23 protein-coding genes and 1 pseudogene are annotated in these 23,766 nt (G+C 74.1%); 12 read left to right on the top strand and 12 right to left on the bottom strand.

Going from position 1 to position 23,766, the window contains the following annotated elements; translation table 11 throughout:
* The first annotated feature begins 275 nt into the window (after nt 1-275).
* Nucleotides 276-1,220, top strand: coding sequence for an MIP/aquaporin family protein (locus tag IG64_RS09380; RefSeq protein ID WP_037854098.1), 945 nt, complete (start codon nt 276-278; stop codon nt 1,218-1,220).
* Nucleotides 1,221-1,297: 77 nt separating this feature from the next.
* Here IG64_RS09380 and IG64_RS09375 read toward each other — a convergent pair whose 3' ends face one another.
* Nucleotides 1,298-1,792 (bottom strand): lamin tail domain-containing protein, encoded by a 495-nt coding sequence (locus IG64_RS09375; protein ID WP_037854044.1) that lies wholly within the window; start codon nt 1,790-1,792, stop codon nt 1,298-1,300.
* A gap of 114 nt (nt 1,793-1,906) precedes the next feature.
* On the bottom strand, nt 1,907-2,896 hold the full coding sequence (locus IG64_RS09370; protein WP_037854043.1) for an epimerase: 990 nt from the start codon (nt 2,894-2,896) through the stop codon (nt 1,907-1,909).
* A 130-nt stretch (nt 2,897-3,026) separates the two neighbouring features.
* Between IG64_RS09370 and IG64_RS09365 the strand changes: the two genes are divergently transcribed.
* Entirely contained in the window at nt 3,027-3,569 is a 543-nt protein-coding gene (locus IG64_RS09365) for a VOC family protein (RefSeq protein WP_037854041.1), read from the top strand.
* Nucleotides 3,562-4,365: a MerR family transcriptional regulator gene (locus IG64_RS09360; protein ID WP_107474206.1), complete on the top strand. Its 804-nt coding sequence runs from the start codon at nt 3,562-3,564 to the stop codon at nt 4,363-4,365. The genes IG64_RS09365 and IG64_RS09360 overlap by 8 nt, the downstream gene beginning before the upstream one ends.
* A gap of 66 nt (nt 4,366-4,431) precedes the next feature.
* Here the strand turns inward: IG64_RS09360 and IG64_RS09355 are convergent, their stop codons facing one another.
* From IG64_RS09355 to IG64_RS09345, 3 genes are all read right to left on the bottom strand, one after another.
* Nucleotides 4,432-5,238, bottom strand: coding sequence for a thioesterase family protein (locus tag IG64_RS09355; protein ID WP_037854037.1), 807 nt, complete (start codon nt 5,236-5,238; stop codon nt 4,432-4,434).
* 268 nt (nt 5,239-5,506) lie between these two features.
* On the bottom strand, nt 5,507-6,958 hold the full coding sequence (locus IG64_RS09350) for a purine-cytosine permease family protein (protein ID WP_234438451.1): 1,452 nt from the start codon (nt 6,956-6,958) through the stop codon (nt 5,507-5,509).
* Nucleotides 6,959-7,090: 132 nt separating this feature from the next.
* A complete protein-coding gene (locus tag IG64_RS09345) occupies nt 7,091-7,516 on the bottom strand; it encodes an ATP-binding protein (RefSeq protein ID WP_037854033.1) in 426 nt (141 codons plus the stop codon).
* A gap of 147 nt (nt 7,517-7,663) precedes the next feature.
* On the opposite strand from IG64_RS09345, the gene IG64_RS09340 reads away from it, so the two are divergent.
* The 3 genes from IG64_RS09340 to IG64_RS09330 all read left to right on the top strand — a co-directional run bounded on the left by IG64_RS09340 (nt 7,664) and on the right by IG64_RS09330 (nt 10,755).
* On the top strand, nt 7,664-8,431 hold the full coding sequence (locus IG64_RS09340; protein WP_037854032.1) for an IclR family transcriptional regulator: 768 nt from the start codon (nt 7,664-7,666) through the stop codon (nt 8,429-8,431).
* An 87-nt stretch (nt 8,432-8,518) separates the two neighbouring features.
* Nucleotides 8,519-10,036: a glycerol kinase GlpK gene (gene glpK, locus IG64_RS09335; protein ID WP_037854030.1), complete on the top strand. Its 1,518-nt coding sequence runs from the start codon at nt 8,519-8,521 to the stop codon at nt 10,034-10,036.
* A 311-nt stretch (nt 10,037-10,347) separates the two neighbouring features.
* Nucleotides 10,348-10,755 (top strand): SseB family protein, encoded by a 408-nt coding sequence (locus tag IG64_RS09330; RefSeq protein ID WP_037854028.1) that lies wholly within the window; start codon nt 10,348-10,350, stop codon nt 10,753-10,755.
* A gap of 60 nt (nt 10,756-10,815) precedes the next feature.
* Here the strand turns inward: IG64_RS09330 and IG64_RS09325 are convergent, their stop codons facing one another.
* Complete coding sequence (locus IG64_RS09325; RefSeq protein WP_037854026.1) at nt 10,816-11,160, bottom strand: VOC family protein; 345 nt, start codon at nt 11,158-11,160, stop codon at nt 10,816-10,818.
* 204 nt (nt 11,161-11,364) lie between these two features.
* On the opposite strand from IG64_RS09325, the pseudogene IG64_RS38590 reads away from it, so the two are divergent.
* From IG64_RS38590 to IG64_RS09300, 5 genes and pseudogenes are all read left to right on the top strand, one after another.
* Nucleotides 11,365-12,094 (top strand): annotated as a pseudogene (locus IG64_RS38590) (beta-galactosidase); the annotation flags it as partial.
* A gap of 257 nt (nt 12,095-12,351) precedes the next feature.
* The gene (locus IG64_RS09315; RefSeq protein ID WP_037854025.1) at nt 12,352-12,657 is read left to right on the top strand and encodes a helix-turn-helix domain-containing protein; all 306 of its coding nucleotides are present in this window, start codon (nt 12,352-12,354) and stop codon (nt 12,655-12,657) included.
* Between the two features lie 124 nt (nt 12,658-12,781).
* A complete protein-coding gene (locus tag IG64_RS09310) occupies nt 12,782-13,618 on the top strand; it encodes an undecaprenyl-diphosphate phosphatase (RefSeq protein ID WP_037854023.1) in 837 nt (278 codons plus the stop codon).
* A 235-nt stretch (nt 13,619-13,853) separates the two neighbouring features.
* A complete protein-coding gene (locus IG64_RS09305; protein ID WP_078883900.1) occupies nt 13,854-14,573 on the top strand; it encodes a FadR/GntR family transcriptional regulator in 720 nt (239 codons plus the stop codon).
* Nucleotides 14,574-14,620: 47 nt separating this feature from the next.
* Nucleotides 14,621-15,673, top strand: a complete 1,053-nt coding sequence (locus IG64_RS09300) for an asparaginase (protein WP_037854019.1) — start codon at nt 14,621-14,623, stop codon at nt 15,671-15,673.
* Between the two features lie 330 nt (nt 15,674-16,003).
* Here the strand turns inward: IG64_RS09300 and IG64_RS09295 are convergent, their stop codons facing one another.
* Both IG64_RS09295 and rho read right to left on the bottom strand, forming a co-directional pair.
* Entirely contained in the window at nt 16,004-17,185 is a 1,182-nt protein-coding gene (locus tag IG64_RS09295; protein ID WP_037854018.1) for a D-alanyl-D-alanine carboxypeptidase family protein, read from the bottom strand.
* Nucleotides 17,186-17,449: 264 nt separating this feature from the next.
* Nucleotides 17,450-18,613, bottom strand: coding sequence for a transcription termination factor Rho (gene rho / locus IG64_RS09290; protein ID WP_037854016.1), 1,164 nt, complete (start codon nt 18,611-18,613; stop codon nt 17,450-17,452).
* A 415-nt stretch (nt 18,614-19,028) separates the two neighbouring features.
* Here rho and IG64_RS09285 point away from each other — a divergent pair, with 415 nt between their 5' ends.
* Nucleotides 19,029-19,916: a class I SAM-dependent methyltransferase gene (locus tag IG64_RS09285; RefSeq protein WP_037854015.1), complete on the top strand. Its 888-nt coding sequence runs from the start codon at nt 19,029-19,031 to the stop codon at nt 19,914-19,916.
* A gap of 66 nt (nt 19,917-19,982) precedes the next feature.
* On the opposite strand, the gene IG64_RS09280 is transcribed toward IG64_RS09285, so the two are convergent.
* The 4 genes from IG64_RS09280 to IG64_RS09265 all read right to left on the bottom strand — a co-directional run bounded on the left by IG64_RS09280 (nt 19,983) and on the right by IG64_RS09265 (nt 23,668).
* Nucleotides 19,983-20,738, bottom strand: coding sequence for a GntR family transcriptional regulator (locus IG64_RS09280; RefSeq protein WP_037854014.1), 756 nt, complete (start codon nt 20,736-20,738; stop codon nt 19,983-19,985).
* A gap of 226 nt (nt 20,739-20,964) precedes the next feature.
* Nucleotides 20,965-21,933, bottom strand: coding sequence for an acetylxylan esterase (locus IG64_RS09275; protein WP_037854013.1), 969 nt, complete (start codon nt 21,931-21,933; stop codon nt 20,965-20,967).
* A 276-nt stretch (nt 21,934-22,209) separates the two neighbouring features.
* The gene (locus tag IG64_RS09270) at nt 22,210-22,956 is read right to left on the bottom strand and encodes a ferredoxin reductase (RefSeq protein ID WP_037854097.1); all 747 of its coding nucleotides are present in this window, start codon (nt 22,954-22,956) and stop codon (nt 22,210-22,212) included.
* A gap of 106 nt (nt 22,957-23,062) precedes the next feature.
* The gene (locus IG64_RS09265) at nt 23,063-23,668 is read right to left on the bottom strand and encodes a sulfite oxidase-like oxidoreductase (protein ID WP_037854012.1); all 606 of its coding nucleotides are present in this window, start codon (nt 23,666-23,668) and stop codon (nt 23,063-23,065) included.
* Nucleotides 23,669-23,766: the final 98 nt, after the last annotated feature.

Genomic DNA, 23,766 nt, shown 5'->3' with positions numbered 1-23,766 from the left:
GGCCGACGCACCGCTGTTTCCGCTGCCCCGGGGCGGGGCGCGGGCCTTCGGCGGGATCACCCGTATGGAGTTCACTCCCGCCCCGCGCGCGGCTTCGGAACGCCGTTACGGGGCCCCGGGGCCTTTTCGCGGGCCGGGGACCGGCCGAGTGGCCCACCGCGGTCCCGGCGCGCACACTGAGCTGAGACGCGGGGCCGCGACTGGCAGTGACGCGGGGCCGCCCGGAGCAGGACCGTACCGGCCCGTGGGCCGGACCGTTCGTCGAGGGGGCCGATATGGCCGTAGAAATCCCGCCCCTGATCACACCCTCCCGGCTCAGGCGCCGCGGGGGCCTGTGGGGCGAATGCCTGGCGGAGTTCCTCGGGACCTTCGTCCTCATCGCCTTCGGCTGCGGCGTGGTCGCCATGGCGGTCGCGGCGCTGCCCGGATCGGGCCGGACGGAGGGGCCCACGACCTTCTTCCTGGGCGCCGGGGACTGGCTGCTCATCACGTGGGGCTGGGCGTTCGCCGTGGTCTTCGGCGTGTACGTGGCCGGTGGCGTCAGCGGCGCGCACATCAACCCGGCGGTGACGCTGGCGTTCGCCGTACGGCGCAAGTTCCCCTGGGCCAAGGTCGTGCCGTACTGGATCTCACAGGTGGTGGGCGCCTTCGCCGGCGCGGCTCTGGTGTACGGGGTCTACCACGACGCGATCAACACGTTCGACCAGGCCATGAAGGGACCCAAGACGCACGGGCACACCGTCGCGTCCTTCTCCATCTTCGGCACGTTCCCGGCCCCGTACTTCCACGGCGGCTACTGGGGTCCGCTGGTCGACCAGATCGTCGGCACCGCCCTGCTGGTCATGCTGATCGTGGCCATCATCGACCTGCGCAACACCGCGGTGAAGGCGAACCTCGGGCCGCTCGTCATCGGCTTCGCCGTGGCGGCCGTCGGCATGTCCTACGGCGCCAACGCCGGGTACGCCATCAACCCGGCCCGCGACTTCGGCCCCCGGCTGTTCACGTTCTTCGCCGGCTGGGGCGACCTGGCGCTGCCGGGCAGCGAGCCGGGCTCCTTCAGCGCCTACTGGTGGGTCCCCATCGTCGGACCGCTCGTCGGGGGTGTGGTCGGCGTGCTGGTCTACGACCTGTTCATCGGCGACGTCCTGCACATCCGCGCGCAGCAGGCCGAACTGCCCGAGGTGGGCCGCACCCGCGGCACCGCGTCGGACGACGAGTAGCGCGGGCGCGGCCCCCGCGGCGGCGCCAGGGCCGCCGCGGGGGCCGCGCCGTCGTGGTCGCGCCGCGGTGCGGCGGCTCAGCCGTGGTACGAGATGTAGCCGTTGCCGTCGCGGTCGTCGCGCGCCTTGGTGTAGGAGTGCACGTCGGCGCGGGCACCCGTGGGCTTGTACAGGTAGATGGTGTCCTTGTCGTTGTTCCAGAGGAAGTTGCAGTTCTGGCGGTAGGCGACGTTCTTCGCGTCGGACTCCCTGCCCTTGCCGCCGCGCAGCTTCACGTAGTCGCCGGGCTCCAGGTAGTGGTCGGCGGAGAACCTGAAGCGGTTGCCGGCGGCGTCCTTGACGACGTAGCCCTTGAGGTTGACCCGCGAGGTGCGCGAGTAGTTCTTGACGGTCAGGTACTCGTCCTTGGCGTTGCCCTTGGTGCAGCTGTTGGAGTCCCGCCCGGGGGCGTCGTACTGGACGCCCTTGATCTTCAGGGCGGAGGAGTACTCGGCGGCCTGTGCCGGAACCGCGGCGACGACGGCGACCGTCCCCGCCGTGGCGGCCGCGGCCAGCACGGAACGTATGCGCATGAGGATCCCCCCTCGGTGATGCGGATGGAGCGTCAGGAGCATACACAAGCGTGGTGGAACGGTGGCGGGGAAGTGGAGGACACGTGAAGGCTGGCGGGGTGGCGGACCCGGAGGTCAGGGCCGGGCCGCCGCGCGTGGCGGGAGGGAGCGGGTCCGGCGCGGGGGGCGCTCGCGTACGCGGCGCACGAGGTCGACGGCGGCCTCGGGCCACTGCGGGTGGTCGAAGGCGAAGCCCGCGTCGAGCAGGCGGCCGGGGACCACGCGCCGGCTCTTCAGGAGCAGTTCGGTGTCCGTGCGCAGCACGAAGGCCCCGGCCTGAGCCATCCACCGCGTGGCCGGCAGGCCCACCGGGACGCCCCAGGCGGTGCGCAGCACCCGCATGAGGGCGCGCTGTGTCAGGGGTGCGGGCGCGGCGAGGTTGACCGGCCCCTCGATGTCCTCCCGCCCCGCCAGGAAGAGCACGGCGCGCACGAAGTCCTGCGCGTGGATCCAGGAGACGTACTGCGCGCCGCCCGCCACCGGTCCGCCGAGGCCCAGCCGGGCCAGCCGCAGCAGCACGTCGAAGACCCCGCCCCGGTCGGGACTCATCACCATGGCGGCCCGGAGGGCGACCTTGCGGGTGCGCGGGGTCGCGGCCCGCTCCTGTTCCCGCTCCCAGGCGCGGGCGATGTCCACGCTGTAGGCCCAGTACGCGGGGACGCCGGGTTCCGATCCGCCGATGACGCCGGTCGCCTCGTCGTGGGGCGCGTCGAAGCGGTGCGCGTAGACGGTGGCGGTGCTCATCTGCAGCCACAGGCGCGGGGGCCGCCGGGCGGCGGCCACGGCCTCGCCCACGACCCGGGCGGAGTCCACCCGCGACTGTTTCATCGCCCGCAGGTTGTCCGGCGTGTAGCGGCAGCTGACGCTGCGTCCGGCCAGGTTCACCACCAGGTCGCAGCCGTCGACCGCCTCCGCCCACGGCCCCGGCGTCCTTCCGTCCCACAGGACCTGCCCCGCGCGCCGCGGACGCCGGGTCAGTACGACGACCTCGTGCCCGGCCGCGGTCAGCGCCCGCTCCAGCACGGTGCCCACCTGACCGGTCCCGCCCGGCAGTACGACCTTCATCGCTCCTCGCCCCCCTCTGTCGGCGGGGGTGATCCTACGCTTGTTCTTGAACGCGTTCAAAAACTCGGGAGCCCGTGGAAGTCCGGAACGGCTTGACCCTCACGCCGCGTGAGGCCCGAAGGTGAGGTGCATGAGCGAGAACTTCAACGCGTTCGAGATCAGCCCCGTGCCTGCTCCCGGCCCGGACGCGGCTGCGCCGGAGCCGTTCCGCGGCATCTACGGAATGCCCGCCTTCGCCACCGTCCCCACGAGCGACATGGCCGCGTCCGTGGACTTCTGGACCCGCGGGCTGGGGTTCTTCGAACTGTTCAGCATCCCCGGCAGGCTCGTGCACCTGCGCCGGTGGGCGTTCCAGGACGTACTCCTCGTCACGGCGGCGGACGTTCCGGAGCGGGCACCCGCGATGAGCGTCGGTTTCGCGTGCGTGCTCAGCCAGGTCGAGCCCCTCGCCGAGGCCTGCCGCGCACTGCGCCCGGACTCCGTCGAGGGCCCGCGCGACACCCCCTGGAACACCCGCGACGTGACCGTGATCACCCCCGAGAACGCGCGGGTCGTCCTCACCGCGGCGAAACCCCTCGACCCGGCCGGCGAGGAGGCGCGGTACCTCGAAGCCGTCGGCATCCTCGCGCCGGGAGCAGGCCGCGGCGACGGCGACAATGGGGAACATGCCTGACACCACCGATGCCGGGGGCCTGACCGTCGGTCAGGTCTCGGCCCGTCTGGGCGTGACCGTCCGCGCGCTGCACCACTGGGACGAGACGGGGCTGGCGCGGCCGTCGCTGCGCACGGCTGCCGGGTACCGCCTCTACACCGCCGCGGACCTCGAACGTCTGCACCGCGTCGTCGTCTACCGTGAGCTGGGTCTGGGCCTGGACAGGATCCGGGCCGTCCTGGACGACTCGGCCGCCGACGTGCCCGGTGCACTGCGCGCGCAACGCGCCCAGATCGCCGAACGGATCGAGCGCCTCCGGCAGCTCGACGCCGGGCTGGGCCGGATGATCGACGCCCACGAGCGCGGCCTGCTGCTGACCCCCGGGCAGCAGGCCGCGGTCTTCGGCCCCGGGTGGAACCCGGACTGGCCCCTCCAGGCCCGCCGGCGCTACGGGGACACCAGGCAATGGCAGCAGTACGCCGAGCGCTCGGCCTCCCGCTCGCCGCAGGAGTGGCAGGAGGTCGCCGACGACGTCGCCGGCTTCGAGCGGGCGCTCGCGGAGGCGATGGACGCCGGCGTCGCCCCGGGTGACCCGGAAGCCGATCGGCTCGTCGAACGGCACCGTGAGGTCTTCGCCGCGTACTTCCCCCTCACCCGGCAGATGCAGGTCTGCCTCGGCCGCAGGTACGAGACCGATCCGGGATTCGCCGCCCACTACGACGGCATCCGGCCCGGTCTCGCCACCTGGTTGCGCCGCATCATCGACGCCGGCGCGCGCGCTCACGGCATCGACCCGGACACCGCGGCCTGGGAGTAGGCCGCAGACCCCCGCCGGCCGGTCCACGGGTCCGGCCGGCCGGTGCGCGGCCCCGGCCGGTCCCGGTCAGGCGCCCGGTACGGGCCGCACGGTGAGGATCTGCTGGGCGTGGCCGACCGGGCCGTGCACGTCGTGCAGCACCGTACTGGTGATCCCCTGGCCGGCCGGACCGAAGACGACGGTGGTGTCCAGGCCGGTCCAGCGCCCCTCCGGCCGGCGGTGCAGGTGCACGGTCAGGTCGACGTTGGGAAAGATCCACGCCTTGGGCGACTCGCGTACGGCGATGCCGTTGGCCGTGTCGACCAGGGCCAGGTAGGAGGCCAGCGGGCTGCACGGCTCCCCGGCCACCAGGGCGAGCGGAGTGGACACCCAGACGGTCGCGCGGCCGGGCCGCGGCGGGCCGACGGGGCGGACGTCGAGGGAGGCGATGTAGCCGCCGGGCCAGTGGTCCGTCATCGGCCAGGGGGCGAGTCCCTGCGGCCCGGTGAGCGGGGCGGCCCCGCCCCCGGCGACCGAGGCGGTGTCCTGCGCGGCCAGCAGCCAGGCACGGGCCCGGACCACCGGGCGCCGGGCGACGCGGACGACGGCCTCCAGCAGTTCGATGGTGCGGCCCGGCCGGACCGTCTCCACCTCGATCTCGCACTCCTGAAGCGCCAGCCGGCCCAGGATGTCGTAGCTGATCCGCGACAGCAGCAGACCGCTGGGCGGCCGCGTGGCGAGATACCGGTCGATCGCGTGGACGACGAGACCGCCCAGCGGGCTGAAGTGCAGCTCGGTCTCGTCCCAGGCGCCGCTCGCACGGGCCGTGGGCTCGAAACGGTGCTCGCCGGTACGGACGTAGTAACTGCCGGGAGCCGCAGTGCCGGTGCTCAACGGGCGCCTTTCCTCGTCTTCGTCAGCATGCGCAGGTCACTTCACACGCAGGTACTTCAGGGGCCGCCCCCCGGGAGACCGGTCCGCCGCGCGGGCCGCCCGGTGCCGGGGAACTCCGGGCAGGATGACATGGACGCTGCCGCCCGGCCCCGGGCGGGGTGCCCCGCCCGGGGCCGCGGGGCCGGGGCGAGGCGGGGCGGGCGCGCCCGGGCGGGTTCGCCGGCGGAGCGGGCCACGGCGTCCGGAGCGGTCGCGGCGGCGGCCCGCGTCAGGGCTCGCGGTGCTCGTGGGCCGCGCGGTCCAGCTCCGCCGCCTCCGCCTCGGCCAGCCGCTGCTCGGCGGCCACGTCGAGGGAGCGGGTCAGCCACCAGTACAGCAGCGCGGAGACGGGCAGCCCGATGAACAGGGAGATGTCCGCGCCGCCCAGCGCCTTCGCGGCCGGACCGACGAAGAGGGTGCCGACGGAGAAGAACGGCACCATGGCGGCGAACCCGGCGAGGTAGGAGACGATCCCCTGTAGGCCCCAACGGCCGTACACACCGTGCGGGTCGAAGATCTCCGCGACCGCGTAGTGGCCGCGGCGCACGACGTAGTAGTCCATGAGGTTCACCGCGGTCCACGGGATGAACAGGTAGAGGACCAGCAGCAGGAAGTCGTTGAAGTTGCGCAGGAAGTGCGAGGTCGCGGCGAGCGCGCCGACGAGGGAGAGCGCCGCCGTCACCCCCAGGGTCACCAGGCGCACGGTGAGCGTCGGGCGCACCTTGCGGAACGAGTCGATGCCGCTGATCAGTGTCAGCGAGCCGCCGTACATGTTCAGCGCGGTGACGGAGACCAGGCCGAGCGCGGCGAACAGCAGCACGACGGCGCCGAAGCCGGTGAACACGGTGTCGCCGGCCGCGTCGATCGACCGGATCGTGTCGAAGTCCCGGCCCGCCCAGGCCGCCAGCAGGGAGCCCAGCACCATCAGCCAGATGCCGCCGAGCGCGGAGCCGGCGTAGGTCCAGTAGAAGGTCTTGCGGACCGTGACGTCGGGCGGCAGGTAGCGGGAGTAGTCGGAGACGTAGATGGCCCAGCTGATCTGGTAGCCGGCGACCACGCCGAACTGGGCCAGGAACGGGGTCCACCGGAAGCCGGCCGGGTCGAAGGAGCCCGCCGGGTAGTGCAGGTTCACCAGGACGCCCACGGTGAAGATCCCGAAGACGACGAGGAAGGTGTACGTCAGGAAGCGCTCGGCCTTGTGGATGACGTCGTAGCCGACCAGCGCGACCCCCAGCCCGATCACGGTGACCACGAGCACCCAGAGCTTGACGCCGCCGTGCAGGGTGGCGTGCAGGGCCTGCCCGGCGAGGATCGTGTTGAAGACGTTGAACCCCGCGTACTGCACATAGGCGAAGAGCCACACGAGCAGCGCGCCGACGTAGCCGAACTGGGGCCGCGACTGGATCATCTGCGGCAGCCCCAGCTGCGGGCCCTGGGCCGAGTGGAAGGCCATGAAGAAGGTGCCGACGAGGGTGCCCGTGACGATGGCCAGGAGCGACCAGAGGAGGTTGCCGCCCCCGGTGATGCTGATCAGGCCCACGGCCAGGGTGGCGATCTGCGCGTTCGACATGAACCACAGGGGGCCCAGGTGCCACAGCTTGCCGTGCCGCTCGTCCAGGGGCACGTAGTCGATCGACCGGGTCTCCAGACCCGCCACCCGCGGTTCAGCCGACGCGCTCACGGCACCTCCAGGGACCGACACACCCCTGTGGCCACGGTCGGCCCCGCGACGGCGGTGGTCAAGCCGGGCGGCGGGCGGTGGGTGCGGCCGGACCGGCCGGGCGCACCCGCGGGCGGGGCGGCCCGGCGCCGCTCAGCCCGCCAGGACCTCCGCCCAGCGGCTGGTCCCGGCGTCGTCCGCCCTGACGCCGCACCGGGCCGACAGCGCGGTGACGATGCCCAGGCCGCGGCCGTGCTCGTCGGGGTCGGGGGCCGAGCCGGGCGCGGGGGGAGCCGCGGGGCCCGGGTCGCTCACCTCCACGTGGACCGCGCCGCGGCCGTCGACCGGGACCCGCCACAGCCGCAGGGTCGCGGGCGGCCGGGCGTGCACGAGCGCGTTGGTGACCAGCTCCGAGACCACGAGGAGGACGTCGTCGGCGGCGTCGGCGGGCAGGTCCCAGCCGCCCAGCAGGCGTCGTACGCGACGGCGTACCGCCGACACGGCCCCGGGCGTGTGCAGCAGGGGGAAGGCGTGGTCGACTTCCCCGTGGGGCGCGGCGTCGAGCTGCGCTACGGTCATGTGCCTTCCTCCTCCGGCAGGTGCCGCCGCCCGCCGTCCGGGCGCGACGTGTCACGCTAAGGAACAAAAGCCCCGCAGGTCAATGAACCGCGGTCGGCATTACCGAACAACAGTCCTGAGCGGGACAAACAGGGCTAATATCGCCCCATGGCCGGACCCGTCCAGTCCATCGAACGAGCCGCGGCGATCCTGCGCCTCCTCGCCGGGGGCCCCCGCAGGCTGGGGCTCGGGGAGGTGGCGTCGTCCCTCGGCCTCGCCAAGGGCACCGCACACGGCATCCTGCGCACCCTGCAGCACGTGGACTTCGTCGAACAGGACGAGACCACAGGAAAGTACCAGCTCGGAGCGGCACTGCTGCATCTGGGGACCAGCTACCTCGACGTCAACGAACTGCGCTCGCGCGCGATCAACTGGGCCGACGCGCTGGCCGCCCGCAGCGGCGAGGCGGTGCGCATCGGCACGCCGCTGGAGGGCCGGGTCCTCGTCATCCACCACGTCTTCCGCCCCGACGACACCCTGCAGACCCTCGACGTCGGCGCGCTGCTGCCGCTGCACGCCTCCTCGCTCGGCAAGGTCCTGCTGGCCTTCGGCACCGCCGTCCTCGGCCCCCTGCCGGCGGACGGCCTGGAGGCGTACACGCGGCACACCCTCGTCGTCCGCGAGGACCTGGACCGGGCGCTCGCCGAGATCCGCGAGGTCGGCTGGGGCGCGGAGGTCCAGGAGATGACCATGGGCGACGCGGGGATCGCCGCGCCGATCCGCGGGCACGGCGGCCTGGTGGTGGGCGCCATCGGCCTGTCCGGCCCCGTCGAGAGGATCTGCGACCCCAGAGGCAGGCCGCTGCCCGCGCTGACCGCCCTGCTCCGGGAGGCCGCACGGGCGATCTCCCGGGACCTGGGAGCGGGCCGCTGGTAGACCCCGGTAGGCCTCTCCTGTCAGGCACCCCGCAAGCCCCCGACAGGTCTGCGCACCCGCGCGACGCACCGGAAGGCAGGACCGACCATGGTTGACCGGTATGTGATGTCCATCGACCAGGGCACCACGTCCACGCGGTGCATCCTGTTCGACCACAGCGGACGGCTGTGCGCGGTCTCCCAGCGCGAGCACCAGCAGTACTTCCCCCGCCCCGGCTGGGTCGAGCACGACGCCGTGGAGATCTGGCGCAACGTCCAGCGCATCGTGCCCGAGGCGCTGCGGAACGCGGGCGTGGACGCCGGGGCCGTCGCCGCCATCGGGATCGCCAACCAGCGCGAGACGACCGTCCTGTGGGACCGGCGCACCGGGGCGCCGCTGGGCCGGGCGATCGTCTGGCAGGACACCCGCACGGCACCGCTCGTCGACGCGCTCCGCGACCGGCCCGGCGACGAGTTCTTCCTCGACCGCTGCGGCCTGCCCGCCTCCACCTACTTCTCCGCGCCCAAGATCCGCTGGCTCTTCGAGCACACGGAGGGCCTGGAGGAACGCGCCCGCAACGGCGACGTGCTGTTCGGCACGATGGAGAGCTGGCTGATCTGGAACCTGACCGGCGGCACCGACGGCGGCCTGCACATCACCGACCCCACCAACGCCGGCCGCACCATGCTCGTCAACATCCGCACCCTGACCTGGGACCCGGAACTCCTGGACTTCTTCGGCGTGCCGCGCGCCCTGCTGCCCGAGATCCGCTCCTCCGCCGAGAGCTACGGCGAGGCCCGCGCCCTGCTCCCGGGCGTGCGCATCACCGCCGCCCTCGGCGACCAGCAGGCGGCCCTGTTCGGGCAGACCTGCTTCTCGCCCGGCGAGGCCAAGTGCACCTACGGCACCGGCAGCTTCCTGCTCATGAACACCGGCACCGAGCTGGTCCGCTCCCGCAACGGGCTGCTCACCACCGTCGCCTACAAGATCGCGGGCGAGCCCACGGTCTACGCCCTCGAAGGACCCATGGCGGTCACCGGGTCTCTGGTGCAGTGGTTCCGCGACCGCCTCGGCATGATCAGCACCGCGCCCGAGATCGAGACGCTGGCCCGCACGGTGGAGGACAACGGGGGCTGCTACATCGTCCCGGCCTTCTCCGGCCTCTTCGCCCCCCACTGGCGCAGCGACGCGCGGGGCGTAGTCGTCGGCCTGACCTCCTACATCACCAGGGGCCACCTGGCCCGCGCGGTCCTGGAGGCCACCGCCTGGCAGACCCGTGAGGTGGTCGACGCCATGAACGCCGACTCCGGTCTCGCCCTCAGACAGCTCAAGGTGGACGGCGGCATGACCTCCGACCACCTGCTCATGCAGATGCTCGCCGACGTGCTCGACGTCCCCGTCGTGCGGCCCCTGGTGTCCGAGACGGTCTCGCTCGGCGCGGCCTACGCGGCCGGGCTCGCCGTCGGCTACTGGGCCGACCTGGAGGTGCTGCGCCGCAACTGGCACCGTGCCGGACAGTGGATCCCGCAGATGTCCCCCGAGCGGCGGGCGTGGGAGTACGAGAGCTGGCAGCGGGCCGTCGAGCGGTCCCTGGACTGGGTCCGCCCGCGCCCCGACGGCGTCTGACGGCCGCCGGCCCCGGCGAATCGCCCCCGCCGCACTGGATACCCGGACGCCCAGGGGTTCGGAAGTGAGCCCCTCCGGGCTCTCCGCGCCGTGTGCCGCGGAGGGCCCTCATCCGTCACTGACCCGCTCCCCGCCCGTCCCCGGACCGGCCTCGTGCCGGTGCGCCGCGGGGGCCGCAGGCCGGTCCGGCCGCTCGCCCGGAATTCCGTGACCGGGACGATTGCGCGGTGCGTGGCCGGGTACGCGAGCAGAACCGTGCCAGGGCGCAGCGCCCGGACGGGCCCCCCGACCGCCGCGACCAGGGACCTGCCATGGACACACCCTCGAACGACCACACCGCCACGCCCGCCCAGCAGGCACTGGACGTGCTCGCCGAGAACGCGGAGGACACCGGCGCACTGGACACGCTGGCCGGCAGCGAGGTGCTGGTGCCCGTGCCGGACGACGTCAGTGACGAGGACGCCACCGACCCCTCGGCGGTGGCCCTGCCCGTCCTGGAGCAGCCGGGCGGAGTGCCGGTGGTGCCCGTGTTCACCTCGGAACTGGAGATGTCCGAGCTGCTGCCCTTCATCTCCCGGTACCGTCTGGTGCCCCTGGGCGCCCTCGCCTCCCAGTGGCCCGCCGACGACCTGTCGCTCACCATAGACGCCAGCTCTCCGCACGGCCTGACGCTGACCTCCGAGGGCGTACGCACCCTGCTGGGCCGCCCGCGGGGCTGACCCGCGGGCCTGCGCGGGCGTCCGCGGCCGCCGGACACCGGGCGGGCGGCTGCCCGGCGCTCACGCGTCCTGGATGAGCCCGACGAGGTTGCCGTCGGCGTCCTTCACCGAGGCGATCATCCGGCCGCCGCCGACGTCCTGCGCGTCCTGGAGCAGTTCGCCGCCCGCCTCCAGCAGTGCCGCCAGGCGGCCTTGGATGTCGTCGACGTGCCAGTAGGGCACCGGACCCGTCATGCCCTTGCCGTGCCCGTTGGGGTCGAGGCCGACGTCCTGGCCGGCCGCCTTGTATCCGACGTAGTAGGGCTCGTCGGCGTACGGCTCGACCTGGAGCAGGGCGCCGAACAGGGACTTGGCGCGGGCCAGGTCCTTGACGGGGTAGACGATCGTCTGGAGGCCGGTGGTCATGGTGGGCTCCTCGCTGGTGGGACGGACCCGACGGGTGCGTCGGTGGTTCCACCGTAGGGCGGGGGAGGGCGGGACGGCTTCTCGGATCCTGACCGGTCCCGCCGCGCTCCGCGCCTCCCGTCCCGCTCCGCCGAGCCGCGCCCGACCAACTCCGTCGGCAGGATCACCGCCGCCGGATCCGCGCCGCTCATCTGCGCGAGCAGCACCCGCACCGATCTCGCCGTGGCCGCCGACCTCACCCGCTCCGTGGCCGGCGGCGCGCCCTGGCTGCTCCTGGAACACTCCACCTCGGGCGTCAACCGGCAGCCCCGCCGAGGCACCCGGCCAGATGGCCCGCAACTCCCTCGCCCACGTCGCCCGCGGCTCCGAGGGCGCCATGTTCTTCCAGTGGCGGCAGTCGCGGCGCGGCGCCGAGAAGTTCCACTCGGCGATGCCGCCGCACGGGGGCAGCGGCACCCGTGTGTGGCGCGAGGTCGTCGAACCGGGCGCGTCCGCCGACGCGTCGGGCACCGTGCGCGGCACGCGCACCGAGGCCGACGTGGCCGTGCTCCGGGACCGGCAGTCCTGGCGGGCGCAGAACCTGCAGTGGCGGCCCAGCGAGGACCACGACCCGCGCTAGCGCGCCGACGCCTCCTACGAGGCGCTCCACGACCGCCACCTGACCGTCGACTCCGCCCACCCGGAAGCCGACCTGTCGCGGTACCCGCTGGTCGTCGTCCGCATCGCGCCGCGCACCGGACTGCCCCGCGACGTCGAGGCGGTGCGCCGCAGCGGTGCGTCGGGCACCCGTCTGTGCGCCGTCAACCACACCGGATCCGAAGTGAAGGTGCCGCTGGAGGCACCCGGCACCGAGCTGCTGACCGGCGAAGCCGTCGCGGGCCGGCTCGCGGTGCCCGCGGGCGCCGTGCGGGTGGTGCGCCTCGGCCGCAGCTGAACGGCCGCCGGACCGTACCCGGGGCCGGACCGTACCCGGGTCCCCCGGGTCGCCGGGCCGCACTCGGCGGGTGCCGGGCCGCGCCGGCGTGCGCGGGGGCGTGTTGTCACGCATGCTCCGGCGCGCACCCCCCGCGCCGTGCTTCGCCGTCCGGTACCGGCCAACGGCCGTCGAGTCCCGGTCAGTACGGGTCGCTCCGCTCCGCGGCGGGAAACGTCAGGACGGGACGGGCGAGTGGGCCACGACAGGAGGCGGAGATGCAGCGGACTCCCGCCGGCCGGACACGTCTGGCCATCCTGGAGTGGCTCAAGGATCCGGTCCCTTCCCCGTCCCCGGGGCGGCGCGCGCCCCGCATCCCCACCGCCGGCCGCGCGGCGCGCGGCCGGACCGCACGGTCCGTCGCCACGGGCCTCGGCATCCCCCGCCGGGTCATCGAGAACCACCTCGCCCTCCTCGCCGGCCTCGGCCTCGTGCGCGCCCGGCGCGTCGGCCGCCGTACCTACTACCGGCGTGACGAGGCCCGTATCGCGCAGGTGACCCGGATGTTCGAGAACGGCTGGTGACGGCGGCGAGTTCAGACGGACAGGGGGTGGACGTCACCGGGACTTCATCTTGGCGCAGTAAGAGTGTCTGCGACGCCAGAGCGTCTACAACACTGTCGACCAAACATCCCCAGAACTGGATCCCATGAGCGCCATCTCCGTCGGTCAGGCCGTCGTCCTCGGAGTCGTCGAGGGGGTGACCGAGTTCCTCCCCGTGTCCTCCACCGGCCACCTCAAGATCGCCGAGGGGCTCATGGACATCCCGGTCGACGACAGCTCCGTCGTCGGGTTCTCCGCCGTCATCCAGGTCGGCGCCATCGCCGCCGTGCTCGTGTACTTCTTCAAGGACATCGTGCGGATCGTCTCCGCCTGGTTCCGCGGCCTGGGCGACCGCGAGCAGCGCCACCACCACGACTACAGGTTCGCCTGGTGGGTGATCTACGCGACGATACCGATCGTCGTCGTGGGGCTGGCCGCCAAGCCGCTGATCGACGGGCCGCTCGGCTCGCTGTGGGTGGTCGCGGGATCGCTGATCGCCGGCAGCGGCGTGATGTGGTGCGCCGACCAGATGGGGCGGCACAAGCGCGGCGAGGACGACACCTCCTTCAAGGACGCCATGCTGGTCGGCACCTCGCAGATCCTCGCCCTGCTCTTCCCCGGCTTCTCCCGCTCCGGCGCCACCATGTCCACCGCGCTGATCCTCGACCTGGACCGCGTCGCCGCCACCCGCCTGTCCTTCTTCCTCGGCATCCCGGCACTCACCGGCGCCGGCCTGTACGAACTCAAGGACGCCCTGGGCGCGGGCGTGGGCGCCGCGCCGCTGGCCGTCGGCACGGTCGTGTCGTTCGCCGTCGCCTACGCCTCCATCGCCTGGCTGCTGAAGTTCGTCGCCAAGCACTCCTTCAACGCCTTCGTCCTCTACCGGATCGCCGTCGGCGTGCTGCTCTTCGGGCTGCTGGGCACGGGCGTCCTGGACGCGTAGTCCCGACCTAGTCCCGACCAGGGACGCATGGCGACGATCCGGGAGGGTGCGCGCCCGGCCCGGGACGCACCGGCCCCGTCCGGGAGGGAGCAGCCCGGTCCGGTCCCGTCCGGAGGGGAGCAGCCCGGTCCGGCGCGGTCCGCCGATGCCGCAGAGCACCTGTGACGGCCGGGCCGGGTGCGAGCCGAGGGGGCGGGACTTGACACCCCCGCCCCGCAGGCCGGACCATCGCTCCGTGAACCTGTCAGACAGCCAGACAGGTGGGCAGGCCCCCCGGCGCGTCAGCGCCATGGAAGCGGTCCTCACCCACCTGCGCGGCGCCATCGAGCGCGGCGCCTACGCGATCGGCGACAAACTGCCGTCCGAGGCGGAGCTGTGCCGCACGCTCGGGGTCTCCCGGCCGGTGCTGCGCGAGGCCCTGCGCGCCCTGCAGACCATGGGCCTGACCGTCTCGAAGACCGGCAAGGGCACCTTCGTCGTCGCCTCCTCGGTGGAGGACCCGACCTTCGGCGACTACACCGCCGGCCACCTCATGGAGGTGCGCCGGCACATCGAGATCCCCGTCGCGGGCTACGCAGCCGCCCGGCGCACACCGGAGGACCTCGACCGTCTGACCCACCTGCTGGAACGCATGGAACAGGAGACCGACACGACCTCCTGGGTCGCGCTGGACACCCTGTTCCACCTGTCCGTCGCCCAGGCGGCCCAGAACCCCGTCTTCCGCCGTGTCATCGAGGAGATCCGGGACGCCCTGGCCCGCCAGTCCGCGTTCCTGAACGAGCTGGGCGGCCGGCGCGAACAGTCCGACCGTGAGCACCGGGCGCTCCTCGACGCCCTGGTCGCCGGCAGCGAGCAGGACGCGGTGCGGGCCATGTCCCACCACCTGGACCGCGTCGAGACGACCCTCACCGACATCGTGCGCTCCCCGCACAGCCCCACCACGGCCGACGCGTGAACCCCGCGCGAGGCCGGGCCACCCACCCACCAGTGATCCAGGCAGTGATGTACAGCAGCTTTCCCGCCGAGGCACCCCTCGTCCGCGAACCCCGCCACGTCCCCGTCGCCCACCTCGTCCGCGGCGGGGTGATCGAGGGCGTCCACCACGGCTCCGTCGTCGTCCTCGGCGCCGACGGCCGGGTCTCCTTCGACCTCGGCGACCCCGAGGCCGCCTTCTACCCGCGCTCCGCGCTCAAACCCGTCCAGGCCGTCGCCATGGTGCGCGCCGGACTCCCGCTGGAGGGCGAACTGCTCTCGCTGGCCGCCGCCAGCCACTCGGGCGAGGAACGCCACCTCGCCGGCACCCGGCGGATCCTGGAGCTGGCCGGGCTGACCGAGGACGACCTGCGCAACGTCCCCGACCTGCCCTTCGACCCGGTCGTCCGGGACGCCTGGGTGCGCGAGGGCCGGCTGCCCTCCCGGCTCGCCCAGAACTGCTCCGGCAAGCACGCGGCCATGCTCTACACCTGCCGGCTCAACGGCTGGTCCCTCGACGACTACCTCGACCCGGCCCACCCGCTCCAGCAGGCCATCGCCGAGATCGTCGAGGACCTGACCGGGCAGCGCGTCGCGCAGGTCACCGTCGACGGCTGCGGCGCGCCGCTGTTCGCGGTCTCCCTGCACGGCCTGGCCCGGGCCGCCGCCCGGATCACCACCGCCGTGTCCGGCACCCCCGAGGCCCGCGTGGCCGACGCCGTGCGCGAGCACGCCGAGATGGCGTCCGGCTCCGGACGGGACGTGGCGGCACTGATGCGGGCCGTGCCCGGACTGCTCGCCAAGGACGGTTTCGAAGGGGTCCAGGTCGCCGCGCTGCCGGACGGCCGGGCCGTCGCCGTGAAGATCTCCGACGGGGCGAACCGGGCCCGGATACCGGTCGCGGCGGCCGCCCTCGTCCGGGCGGGCGTCGACGCCCGCCTGCTCACCGAGTTCGCGGGCGAGACACTGCTCGGCGGCGGCCGTCCGGTCGGCAGCGTCCGCCCCGTCCGCGCGCTGGACCCCCAGGCGGACCCGCGCCCGGACTCGGACCCGGAGCGCTCCGCGGCCCCCGCCCGCCTCTGACCGCCGGGCCCGGCCGCGTCCGCGAGCCGTGCCACCAGGCCCGCGGAGACGGGCAGGGGCCTCGGGGCGGCCCGTGCATGAGGGCTGGGGAGATTCGGGCGTCCCGAGCCGTGAGGATGCCGGGGCCTCGGCCCGGCTCGCGTCGCGCCCGGACGGTACCCGCCGGGCGGCCAGGGCGGGGGAGCCCGGGCCGGTACGCGCCGATCCCGGCGCGGTGCGCGTGAGCCCTGGGCGGGACGTGTGACCTGTCGGTGAGGACGAGTTCCGGGGCCGGGTCGGCGGTGCGGGGCGGTGCGGGGCGGGGCCGTGGCGGCGTCGCCGGCCCGGGGGTCAGCCGCGTGCCAGGCGCCTGGACCGGCGCCGCAGGCCCATCAGGACCGCTCCCGCGCCCAGCCCGGCCGCGCCGGCGATCGCGCCCGTCTGCGGCCAGTCGTCGGGGGCCGGTGCGGGCGGCGGGGCGGGCGCCGCCTTCGGGACGACGACCTGGGCGCCGTGCGCGACCGGGCGCAGTCCGTCGAGCGACCCGACCGGGTCGACGTGCCCGGCGGCGTCGAACCCCCAGTCGAGCAGGGCACGGGCCTCCTCGTACACCTCGAAGCCCTCACCCTCCTGGGGGTTCATCACGGTCACGATGAGGGTGCGCTCACCCCGGTGGGCGGCGGCGACCAGGGTGTTGCCCGCGTTGGTGGTGTATCCGTTCTTGATGCCGACCAGCCCGGGGTAGGGCGTCACACCGTCGGCGCCGGTCAGCAGCCGGTTGGTGTTCGCGATCTCGAAGGTGCTGCCGTCGTTGCCGGGGAAGGAGGTCTCGACCGTGGAGCAGTAGCGGGCGAAGTCCGGGTTGCGCAGTCCGGCTCGCCCGAACACGGCCAGGTCGTAGGCGGACGACACCTGCCCGTCGGCGTCGTAACCGTCGGGCGAGACGACGTAGGTGTCCATGGCGCCCAGGGCACGGGCCTTGGCCTGCATCTGACGGGCCGTCCGGTTCCAGCCGCCGTTGAGCGCGGCGAGCACGTGCACGGCGTCGTTGCCCGAGTTGAGGAACACCCCGTGCCAGAGGTCGGAGACCCGGTAGGTGTGCCCCTCGACGACCCCGACCAGGCTGCTGCCCTCGCCGATCCCGGCCAGTTCCTTCGCGCTGACGGTGTGCTGGACACCGCCGGGGACGGCGGGCAGCACGGTCAGCGCGAACAGGGTCTTCAGGGTGCTCGCGGGCGGCAGTTTCTCGTGCGCGTTGTGGGCGGCGAGCACCTCGCCGGTGCCCGCGTCGGCCACCACCCACGACAGGGCGGAGACGTCAGGTGTCTCGGGTGCGCCGGCGCGCGGGCGCACCTGGGTGCCCTCGTGCTGGAGGAGGGCCGGCTGCGGCACCGCGGCGTTCGGCCGGCCCCGCGCCCCGGGGTCCGTGCCGGTCCGGTTCGCAGCCGCCGCGGGCGAGGTCACTATGAGCATGCCGGCCGCGCACAGGGCGCAGGCCGACACGGCAGTACGGAGAGAGAATCCGATCGTCATATCGCAAACGTAGGGACGTGTCGGGGCAGGCGTGACCTTGCCGGGGGCCGAACGGGGACGACGAACACCCGGATGTCCCAGCCCGCGCGGCCGTTCGGGTCGCCGCCCGCGTCGCAGGGGACTTCTCCGGCTTCCACGCGGTCGCTGAGCGGGCCGGCCGAGCGGTGGGCCGGCCGGGCGGGCGGTCGGCCGAGCCGGCGGTCGGCCGGGCAGGTGCTCGGCCGGGCTGCCGAGCGTCGGTGGGCCCGTCGGCCTGCCGACCGGTCAGCCGCTCGTCGCTCTGCCGGTCGGCAGGGTCGGCTGGATCCGGCGCAGGAACGTGGCGTTGTCCGGTGTGCCGCGCAGCCGCTCCAGGAGGGTTTCGAGACCGCTGTGGCCGTCGCGGTGCTGCAGGACCCGGCGCAGACCGCGGGTCGCCGCCAACTCGGCCGGAGACAGCAGGAGTTCCTCACGGCGGGTGCCGGAGGCGCCGAGGTCGACGGCCGGATGGACGCGGCGGGAGGCGAGTTCGCGGTTCAGCCGCAGCTCCATGTTGCCGGTGCTCTTCAACTCCTCGAAGAAGAAGTCGTCGGCGCGGGAACCCGTCTCCACGAGCGCGGTGGCCAGGATGGTGAGGGAGCCGCCCTCCTCCGCCAGGCGGGCCGCCCCGAAGAGCCGCTTGGGCGCGTGCAGCGCGGCCGCGTCGACGCCGCCGCTGAGGGTGCGGCCACCCGCGGCCGCGGCGTTGTTGTGGGCCCGGCACAGGCGGGTCAGGGAGTCGAGGAGGATCACGACGTCCTCGCCCGCCTCCACCAGCCGCTTGGCCCGCTCCACGACGAGTTCGGCGAGCGCGATGTGCTGCCCGGGCGTCCGGTCGAACGTGGAGGCGTAGACCTCGCCGCGCACCGAGCGCCGCATGTCGGTGACTTCCTCGGGACGTTCGTCCAGCAGCAGCACCATCAGCCGGCATTCGGGATGGTTGCCGGTGACGGCGGCGGCGATCTGCTGGAGCAGTACGGTCTTGCCCGTCCTCGGCGGTGCCACGATGAGCCCGCGCTGGCCCTTGCCGACGGGGGCGACCAGGTCCGTCACCCGCCCGGCGAGACCGGCGGCCGGGTGTTCGAGACGGAGCCGCTCGCGCGGGTGCAGGGGCGTCAGGTCGTGGAAGCGGCGCCGGCCGCCGAGTCCGTCCGGGCTGCGTCCGTCGACGCGGGCGACAGCGGTGACGGTGTGCCGGTCCCCCTGCACGGCGTCGACGAGGTCGCCCTTGCGCAGTCCGTGGCGGCGGACCAGGGCGGCGGGGACCTGCGGGTCGGTGGGGGAGGGAAGGAGGCCGGGGCCGCGGAGACGGCCCTTTCCGCCGGTGTCGAGGTCCAGGACACCGGTGACGAGCCGGGGGGCCGGGGACGACTGCGCGTCCATCGGGAGGCGGTCGAGTGTGACGGTCATGGGTGGGAGTCCTTTCACGGACGGAGGCGCACGGCACGAAGAGGTGCGGGAGCGAGGAGAGCCACGCGGCGCGCGCCGGGTACGGCCCGGGCCGGGCGCGGACCGGGCGCCGCGGGCGGAACCACCACGGCGGTGCGGCGGCCCGGCGGCGCGCGGTGCGCGGTCGGGGGCCGTGAGGTGGCGGTGGGAAGCTGTTGTGCCGGACGCGAAGGAGCCGGATCGGCAGTCGCGTCGGCGGATCAGCTCGGAAGAACCGGGAAGAACCGGGAAGAACCGGGAAGAAGAGGAATCACATCGCACCGGCGCCCACAAGAAGAGGGCGTGACACAAGTGCTCCAGGCAATGTAACACGTTGACACCCGTCCGGCCACCCCGCAGGCCCGGTGGCTCGGGACGGGCGGCTAAGCTGACGTGGATGTTCAGTCCGGAAGGACCCACGGTCCGAGAACTCGCCGTGCAGGCGCTGTCCTGTGTCCAGCACGGCTACGACCTGCTCGCCCCGAAGTTCGACCGCACCCCCTTTCGCACCCCGGACGCGGTGCTGGACGCCGTCGGCTCCGTGCTGGAGCGGACCGGCCCCTACGGCGACGGGCTCGACCTGTGCTGCGGGACGGGCGCGGGAGCCGGCGTGCTGGCACGGGTGTGCCGCTCCACGGTCACCGGTGTCGACTTCAGCGCGGGCATGCTCGCCGTCGCCCGGCAACGGCACGGCCGGGCCGGCGACGCCCGGGCGACCGACGCCCGGGGCGCGGAGGTCCGGGTCACTGATGTCCGGGATGCGGGCGGCCGGGACCCGGACGCCCGCACTCCGGACGCCCGGCCCCCGGCCGCCCGGCCCCTGGGCGCCCCGGGCGCCGGGACCCGGAACGACCGCGGCCCGGGTCCCCGGGTGGCCTGGGTGCGCGCCGACGCGCGTGCCCTGCCGTTCCGTGCCGCCTTCGACCTCGTCGTCAGCTTCGGGGCGCTCGGCCACTTCCTCCCGGCCGAACTGCCCGCGCTCTTCGGACAGGTGCGTGCGGTCCTGCGGCCCGGCGGCGTGTTCGCGCTGCCGGTGTTCGCACCGCCCCCGCCGCGTTCGAGGGCGTTCTGGGCGCTGCTCGGCTTCGACGCGGTGATGCGGGTGCGCAACGCCGTGTGGCGGCCGCCGTTCGTGATGTACTACCGCGCGTTCCGCTTCGGTGACGTCCTGCGGGAACTGGAGCGCGCCGGACTGCGGACGGAACTGCACGCGCTGCCCGGATTCGGTCGGCGCGCCGACGGCAGCCCGCGGGCCCGGCTGATCGTGGCCCGCCGGCTGCCCTGAGACCGCGGCCGGCCGGCCCGGCCGAGCGCGGCGCGTCCTTGACGGCCGGTCCCGGGGCGCGGCGGCTCAGCCCGCCGCCGGCAGCGTGAACTCGTAGACGAGCGCGTCCTGCCGTGCGTCCACCACCAGGTCGGTGATCTCCAGGATGCGGGCGTACTGGTCGTGGACGCGCCGGGTCACGCGCACCGAGGGGCCGTCGGCGAGCCGGGTGATCGCGTCCCGGTGGTGCAGGGTCAGGCCCGCGCGGCGCATCCAGTCGTAGGCCCGGCGCAATTGGGCGGCGCACGCCCCGTCGGCGCGCTCGCGGTAGCGGGCCAGCTCGTCCACCTCGGCGAGCGCCACCGCGGAAAACGATGTCACCGCGTTGCGCAGTCCGGTGCCGTCGGCCGTCGCCGAGCGGTAGCGGTGCACCAGGGTCGGCCGCCGCGGGGCGAGGCCCAGCTCCGCCGCGTGGTGCGCCGGCGGTGCCTCCCAGGCCACCGTGGCCCGGTCGAAGGCGTCCGGGGCGGCGGAGCGGGCGCCCACGGGGAAGTCCAGGAACGTGGACGGCTCCACGGGCAGACCGGTCAGCGTGGCGTGGGTGCCGCGCCGGTCGGTGGCGACGAGTCCGTCCCGGCGCAGCACCTCCAGGGCCTGCCGTACGGTCTCCCTGCTGACCCGGAAGTGCGCGGCCAGGTGCCGCTCGCTCGGCAGGCGTTCACCGGGCGGGATGGTGCCGGCGCGCAGCTCGCCGAGCAGTTGGGTGGCGATTCTCCAGTACAGCGGCCGTCCCTCGGTCGCTCCTTCGGTCGTCGGTCGGGGGTGGGGGGTGGTGCGGGCCATGCCGCGCCTCCTGTTGGTGACGTACGGTAGCCATGCGGGCTCGGTGCGCCACCACATCTACCATTGGTCTAAACCAGTCGGAAGATGGTCCGCGCACTTCGACCGAAATCCGCCCATGCCCCACCCCTCACCGCGTCGCCGGACCGCCCGGACGCTTCCGTCCCGTCTGCGTGCCGGCCGCGCCGGGCCTGCGGTCCGGTGCGGTCGCCGCCGCCCAGGGGGTGCGTCAGGCGCGCGAGCGCAGCCAGCGCATCTGGGCCGCCTCCTGGTAGGGGCCGCCTCCTTCGTGGTCGTTGAAGTCGTACACCTCGATCGTCTTGTCCTCGTGTGCCCACGCGTTGAACGCGGCGAACACCGTGGACGGCGGGCACGTCTGGTCCTCCAGCGCCGCCGAGAAGAGGGCCGGCGACCGGCCGCGGGCCGCGAAGTGGACCCCGTCGAAGTACGACAGCGTCCGCAGCACGTCCTCGGTGCGGCCGCGGTGCGTCTTGAGGTAGAGGCCGATCTCCCGGTAGGGGTGGCGGTCCGTCAGGGTCGCGGCGCGCGGGTAGTCGCACAGGAACGGCACGTCCGGCGCGACGGCGACGAGGTCCGGCACCAGGCCGCCCACCGCGATCGTGATGCCGCCGCCCTGGCTCGCGCCGAGCGCGACGGTCCGGGCGGAGTCGGTCAGCGGGTGCGAGCGGGCCGCCTCGACCGCGCGGACGGCGTCCGTGAACACCCGGCGGTAGTAGTAGTTCTCGGGCGCGTCGATGCCCCGGGTCATGAAGCCGGGGTACGCCGGAGCGCCGCCCACCGGGTCGGCCGTGCCGCCACCGCCGCCCCAGGCGCTGCCCTGTCCGCGCGTGTCCATCACGAAGTGCGCCCGGCCCGTGGACGCCCACAGCAGGTGTTCGTGCGCCAGCCCGCGCCCGCCGCCGTAGCCGACGAACTCCACGACCAGCGGCAGCGGCGCGTCGACCCGGGCGGGCAGGGTCAGCCAGCCCTTGACCGGGTGGCCGCCGAAGCCGGCGAAGGTGACGTCGTACACCTTGACCGTGCTCAGGCCGGTGTCGACGAGGTCGAAACGCGCGCCGAGATCGTGCTCGCGCGCCTCCTGGAGGGTCTTGGACCAGAAGGCGTCGAAGTCCTCGGGCTCCGTGGAGGCGCTGCGGTACTCGCGGAGTTCGTCGAGGGGAAGGTCGAACAGGGGCATCGGCGACCGCCTTGGGAAGAGACGCACTGAGGAAGATCACACCGTACGGCGGCGGCCGGACCACTCGCCAGCCCCGGTCCGTGGACCGGACGGCCGGGCCGCGCACCGCGGTTCGGGTGATCCGCAGGTCAGGGCGGCTGCGGGAAGGGGTCTCCGGCGGGCCGGACAAGCGAGGGCGGGGGCGCGGGTGATCGGGTCGGGGGCGGCCGTGCGGGGGCGTGCAGCGCTCTCGGAGAGCGCGCCCGGGCACGGGCCGCACGCCCGCGCCGACCCCCGTCAGCCGAAGCGCTCCACGCGGACGCGGTCGACGGGCAGCCCCGCCGCGACGAGCAGCCGGCAGGCGTGCTCCGCGAAGGAGTTGGACCCGCACACGTACGCCTCCCAGCCGCCCTCGGGCGACTCGGCGACGAGCGGCGCCAGATGGGCTGCCGACAGCCGTCCCACCGGCACGCCGGCCGGGGCCCGGCGGGTGAAGACGGCCGTGGTCTCCGCGCCGAACTCCCCGGCGTAGATGAGCTGTTCGGGACTGCGGGCGGACACCAGCAGGCGCAGCGGCACGCTCAGGCGCCGTGCGCGGTGGTGGCGCACCATCGACATCAGCGGGACGACCCCGCTGCCCGCGCCCAGCAGCAGCGCCGGACGGTCGCCGGGCCAGGCGAAGAAGCCGCTCAGCGGGCCCCGCACCTCCACCTGGTCGCCCGGCCGGGCCACCGTGTGGAACCAGCCGGAGACCTCGCCGCCCTCGACGTGGTCCAGGGTCAGCTCGATGTGCCCGGAGTCGTCGGGCGCGGAGGCCAGCGAGTAGTGGCGCTGGGCCACGTAGCCGTCGGGCGCGGTCAGCCGCAGCATCAGGTGCTGCCCGGGCAGGTGCCCGGCCCAGCCCGGCACGGCCAGGCGGAAGGTGGCGGCGCGCGGGGTCTCCCGGCGGATCTCGGTCAGGGTCGCCGTCCGCCAGGTCGCGGCGACCTGCTCGCCGACCGCGATGCGCCCCGGAACGGCGAACCGGGTCGGCGGCGTGAACACCCGGCCGGCCGGCGTCTCACCCGCCGACGTCTCGCCCACGGTCGTCTCGTTCACCAGGGTCCCGCTCGCCTGCGTCTCGTTCACCGGCGTCCGGGCCGGCAGTGTCTCAGTCACCGGAGTACCGCTGCTCCTCCCAGGGGTTGCCCCGGGCGTGGTAGCCGTTCTGCTCCCAGAAGCCCGGCTCGTCGTGGTCGAGGATCCGCAGACCGGCGATCCACTTGGTGCTCTTCCAGAAGTACAGGTGCGGCACCAGCAGCCGGGCCGGACCGCCGTGCTCGGCGGTCAGCGGCTCGCCGTCGTGGGTGAACGCGATCCAGGCGCGCCCGCCGCGCAGGTCCGCCAGCGGCAGGTTGCTGGTGTACCCGGTGTGGGAGTAGGCCACCGCGTGCGTGGCGGCGGCGTGCGGCCGCACCGCGTCCAGGAACACGTCCAGCGACACCCCGCCGAAGCGCACCCCGAACCGCGACCAGCCCGTCACGCAGTGGATGTCGCCCTCGTAGGCGGACTGCGGGAGCCGCCGCACCTGCTCCAGGTCCCAGGTGCGGTCCTCGGCGACCAGGCCGTCGACGCGGAAGGTCCAGTCGGCGGGTGCGAGGTCGGGCGTGACCTCCGCGGACAGGACGGGCCAGTCGTCGCCCGCGTCGTACTGCCCGGGCGGCAGGCCGGGGTTGTGGACGCGGGGGCGCCCGGTGAAGCCTCGGGTGACGTGCATGCGGGTGGTGCCTCCAGGCCGCCGTGCGCGTGGCGGCCCGCCGGTCGGACGGGACGGACCTCCCGCCGGCCGGGCGGGACGGTTGCTTACGCGTTCCA

The sequence above is a fragment of the Streptomyces sp. NRRL S-340 genome (assembly GCF_000720185.1).
Lineage (GTDB): Bacteria > Actinomycetota > Actinomycetes > Streptomycetales > Streptomycetaceae > Streptomyces.
This window is presented reverse-complemented; position numbering and strand designations above follow the sequence as displayed.

What these genes read in the sequence shown, in the direction of transcription:
- IG64_RS09380 (WP_037854098.1), top strand. Translation starts at nt 276, where the DNA reads ATGGCCGTAGAAATCCCGCCCCTGATCACACCCTCCCGGCTCAGGCGC.
- IG64_RS09375 (WP_037854044.1), bottom strand. Translation starts at nt 1,792, where the DNA reads ATGCGCATACGTTCCGTGCTGGCCGCGGCCGCCACGGCGGGGACGGTC.
- IG64_RS09370 (WP_037854043.1), bottom strand. Translation starts at nt 2,896, where the DNA reads ATGAAGGTCGTACTGCCGGGCGGGACCGGTCAGGTGGGCACCGTGCTG.
- IG64_RS09365 (WP_037854041.1), top strand. Translation starts at nt 3,027, where the DNA reads ATGAGCGAGAACTTCAACGCGTTCGAGATCAGCCCCGTGCCTGCTCCC.
- IG64_RS09360 (WP_107474206.1), top strand. Translation starts at nt 3,562, where the DNA reads ATGCCTGACACCACCGATGCCGGGGGCCTGACCGTCGGTCAGGTCTCG.
- IG64_RS09345 (WP_037854033.1), bottom strand. Translation starts at nt 7,516, where the DNA reads ATGACCGTAGCGCAGCTCGACGCCGCGCCCCACGGGGAAGTCGACCAC.
- IG64_RS09340 (WP_037854032.1), top strand. Translation starts at nt 7,664, where the DNA reads ATGGCCGGACCCGTCCAGTCCATCGAACGAGCCGCGGCGATCCTGCGC.
- glpK (WP_037854030.1), top strand. Translation starts at nt 8,519, where the DNA reads ATGGTTGACCGGTATGTGATGTCCATCGACCAGGGCACCACGTCCACG.
- IG64_RS09330 (WP_037854028.1), top strand. Translation starts at nt 10,348, where the DNA reads ATGGACACACCCTCGAACGACCACACCGCCACGCCCGCCCAGCAGGCA.
- IG64_RS09325 (WP_037854026.1), bottom strand. Translation starts at nt 11,160, where the DNA reads ATGACCACCGGCCTCCAGACGATCGTCTACCCCGTCAAGGACCTGGCC.
- IG64_RS09315 (WP_037854025.1), top strand. Translation starts at nt 12,352, where the DNA reads ATGCAGCGGACTCCCGCCGGCCGGACACGTCTGGCCATCCTGGAGTGG.
- IG64_RS09310 (WP_037854023.1), top strand. Translation starts at nt 12,782, where the DNA reads ATGAGCGCCATCTCCGTCGGTCAGGCCGTCGTCCTCGGAGTCGTCGAG.
- IG64_RS09300 (WP_037854019.1), top strand. Translation starts at nt 14,621, where the DNA reads ATGTACAGCAGCTTTCCCGCCGAGGCACCCCTCGTCCGCGAACCCCGC.
- IG64_RS09295 (WP_037854018.1), bottom strand. Translation starts at nt 17,185, where the DNA reads ATGACGATCGGATTCTCTCTCCGTACTGCCGTGTCGGCCTGCGCCCTG.
- rho (WP_037854016.1), bottom strand. Translation starts at nt 18,613, where the DNA reads ATGACCGTCACACTCGACCGCCTCCCGATGGACGCGCAGTCGTCCCCG.
- IG64_RS09285 (WP_037854015.1), top strand. Translation starts at nt 19,029, where the DNA reads ATGTTCAGTCCGGAAGGACCCACGGTCCGAGAACTCGCCGTGCAGGCG.
- IG64_RS09280 (WP_037854014.1), bottom strand. Translation starts at nt 20,738, where the DNA reads ATGGCCCGCACCACCCCCCACCCCCGACCGACGACCGAAGGAGCGACC.
- IG64_RS09275 (WP_037854013.1), bottom strand. Translation starts at nt 21,933, where the DNA reads ATGCCCCTGTTCGACCTTCCCCTCGACGAACTCCGCGAGTACCGCAGC.
- IG64_RS09265 (WP_037854012.1), bottom strand. Translation starts at nt 23,668, where the DNA reads ATGCACGTCACCCGAGGCTTCACCGGGCGCCCCCGCGTCCACAACCCC.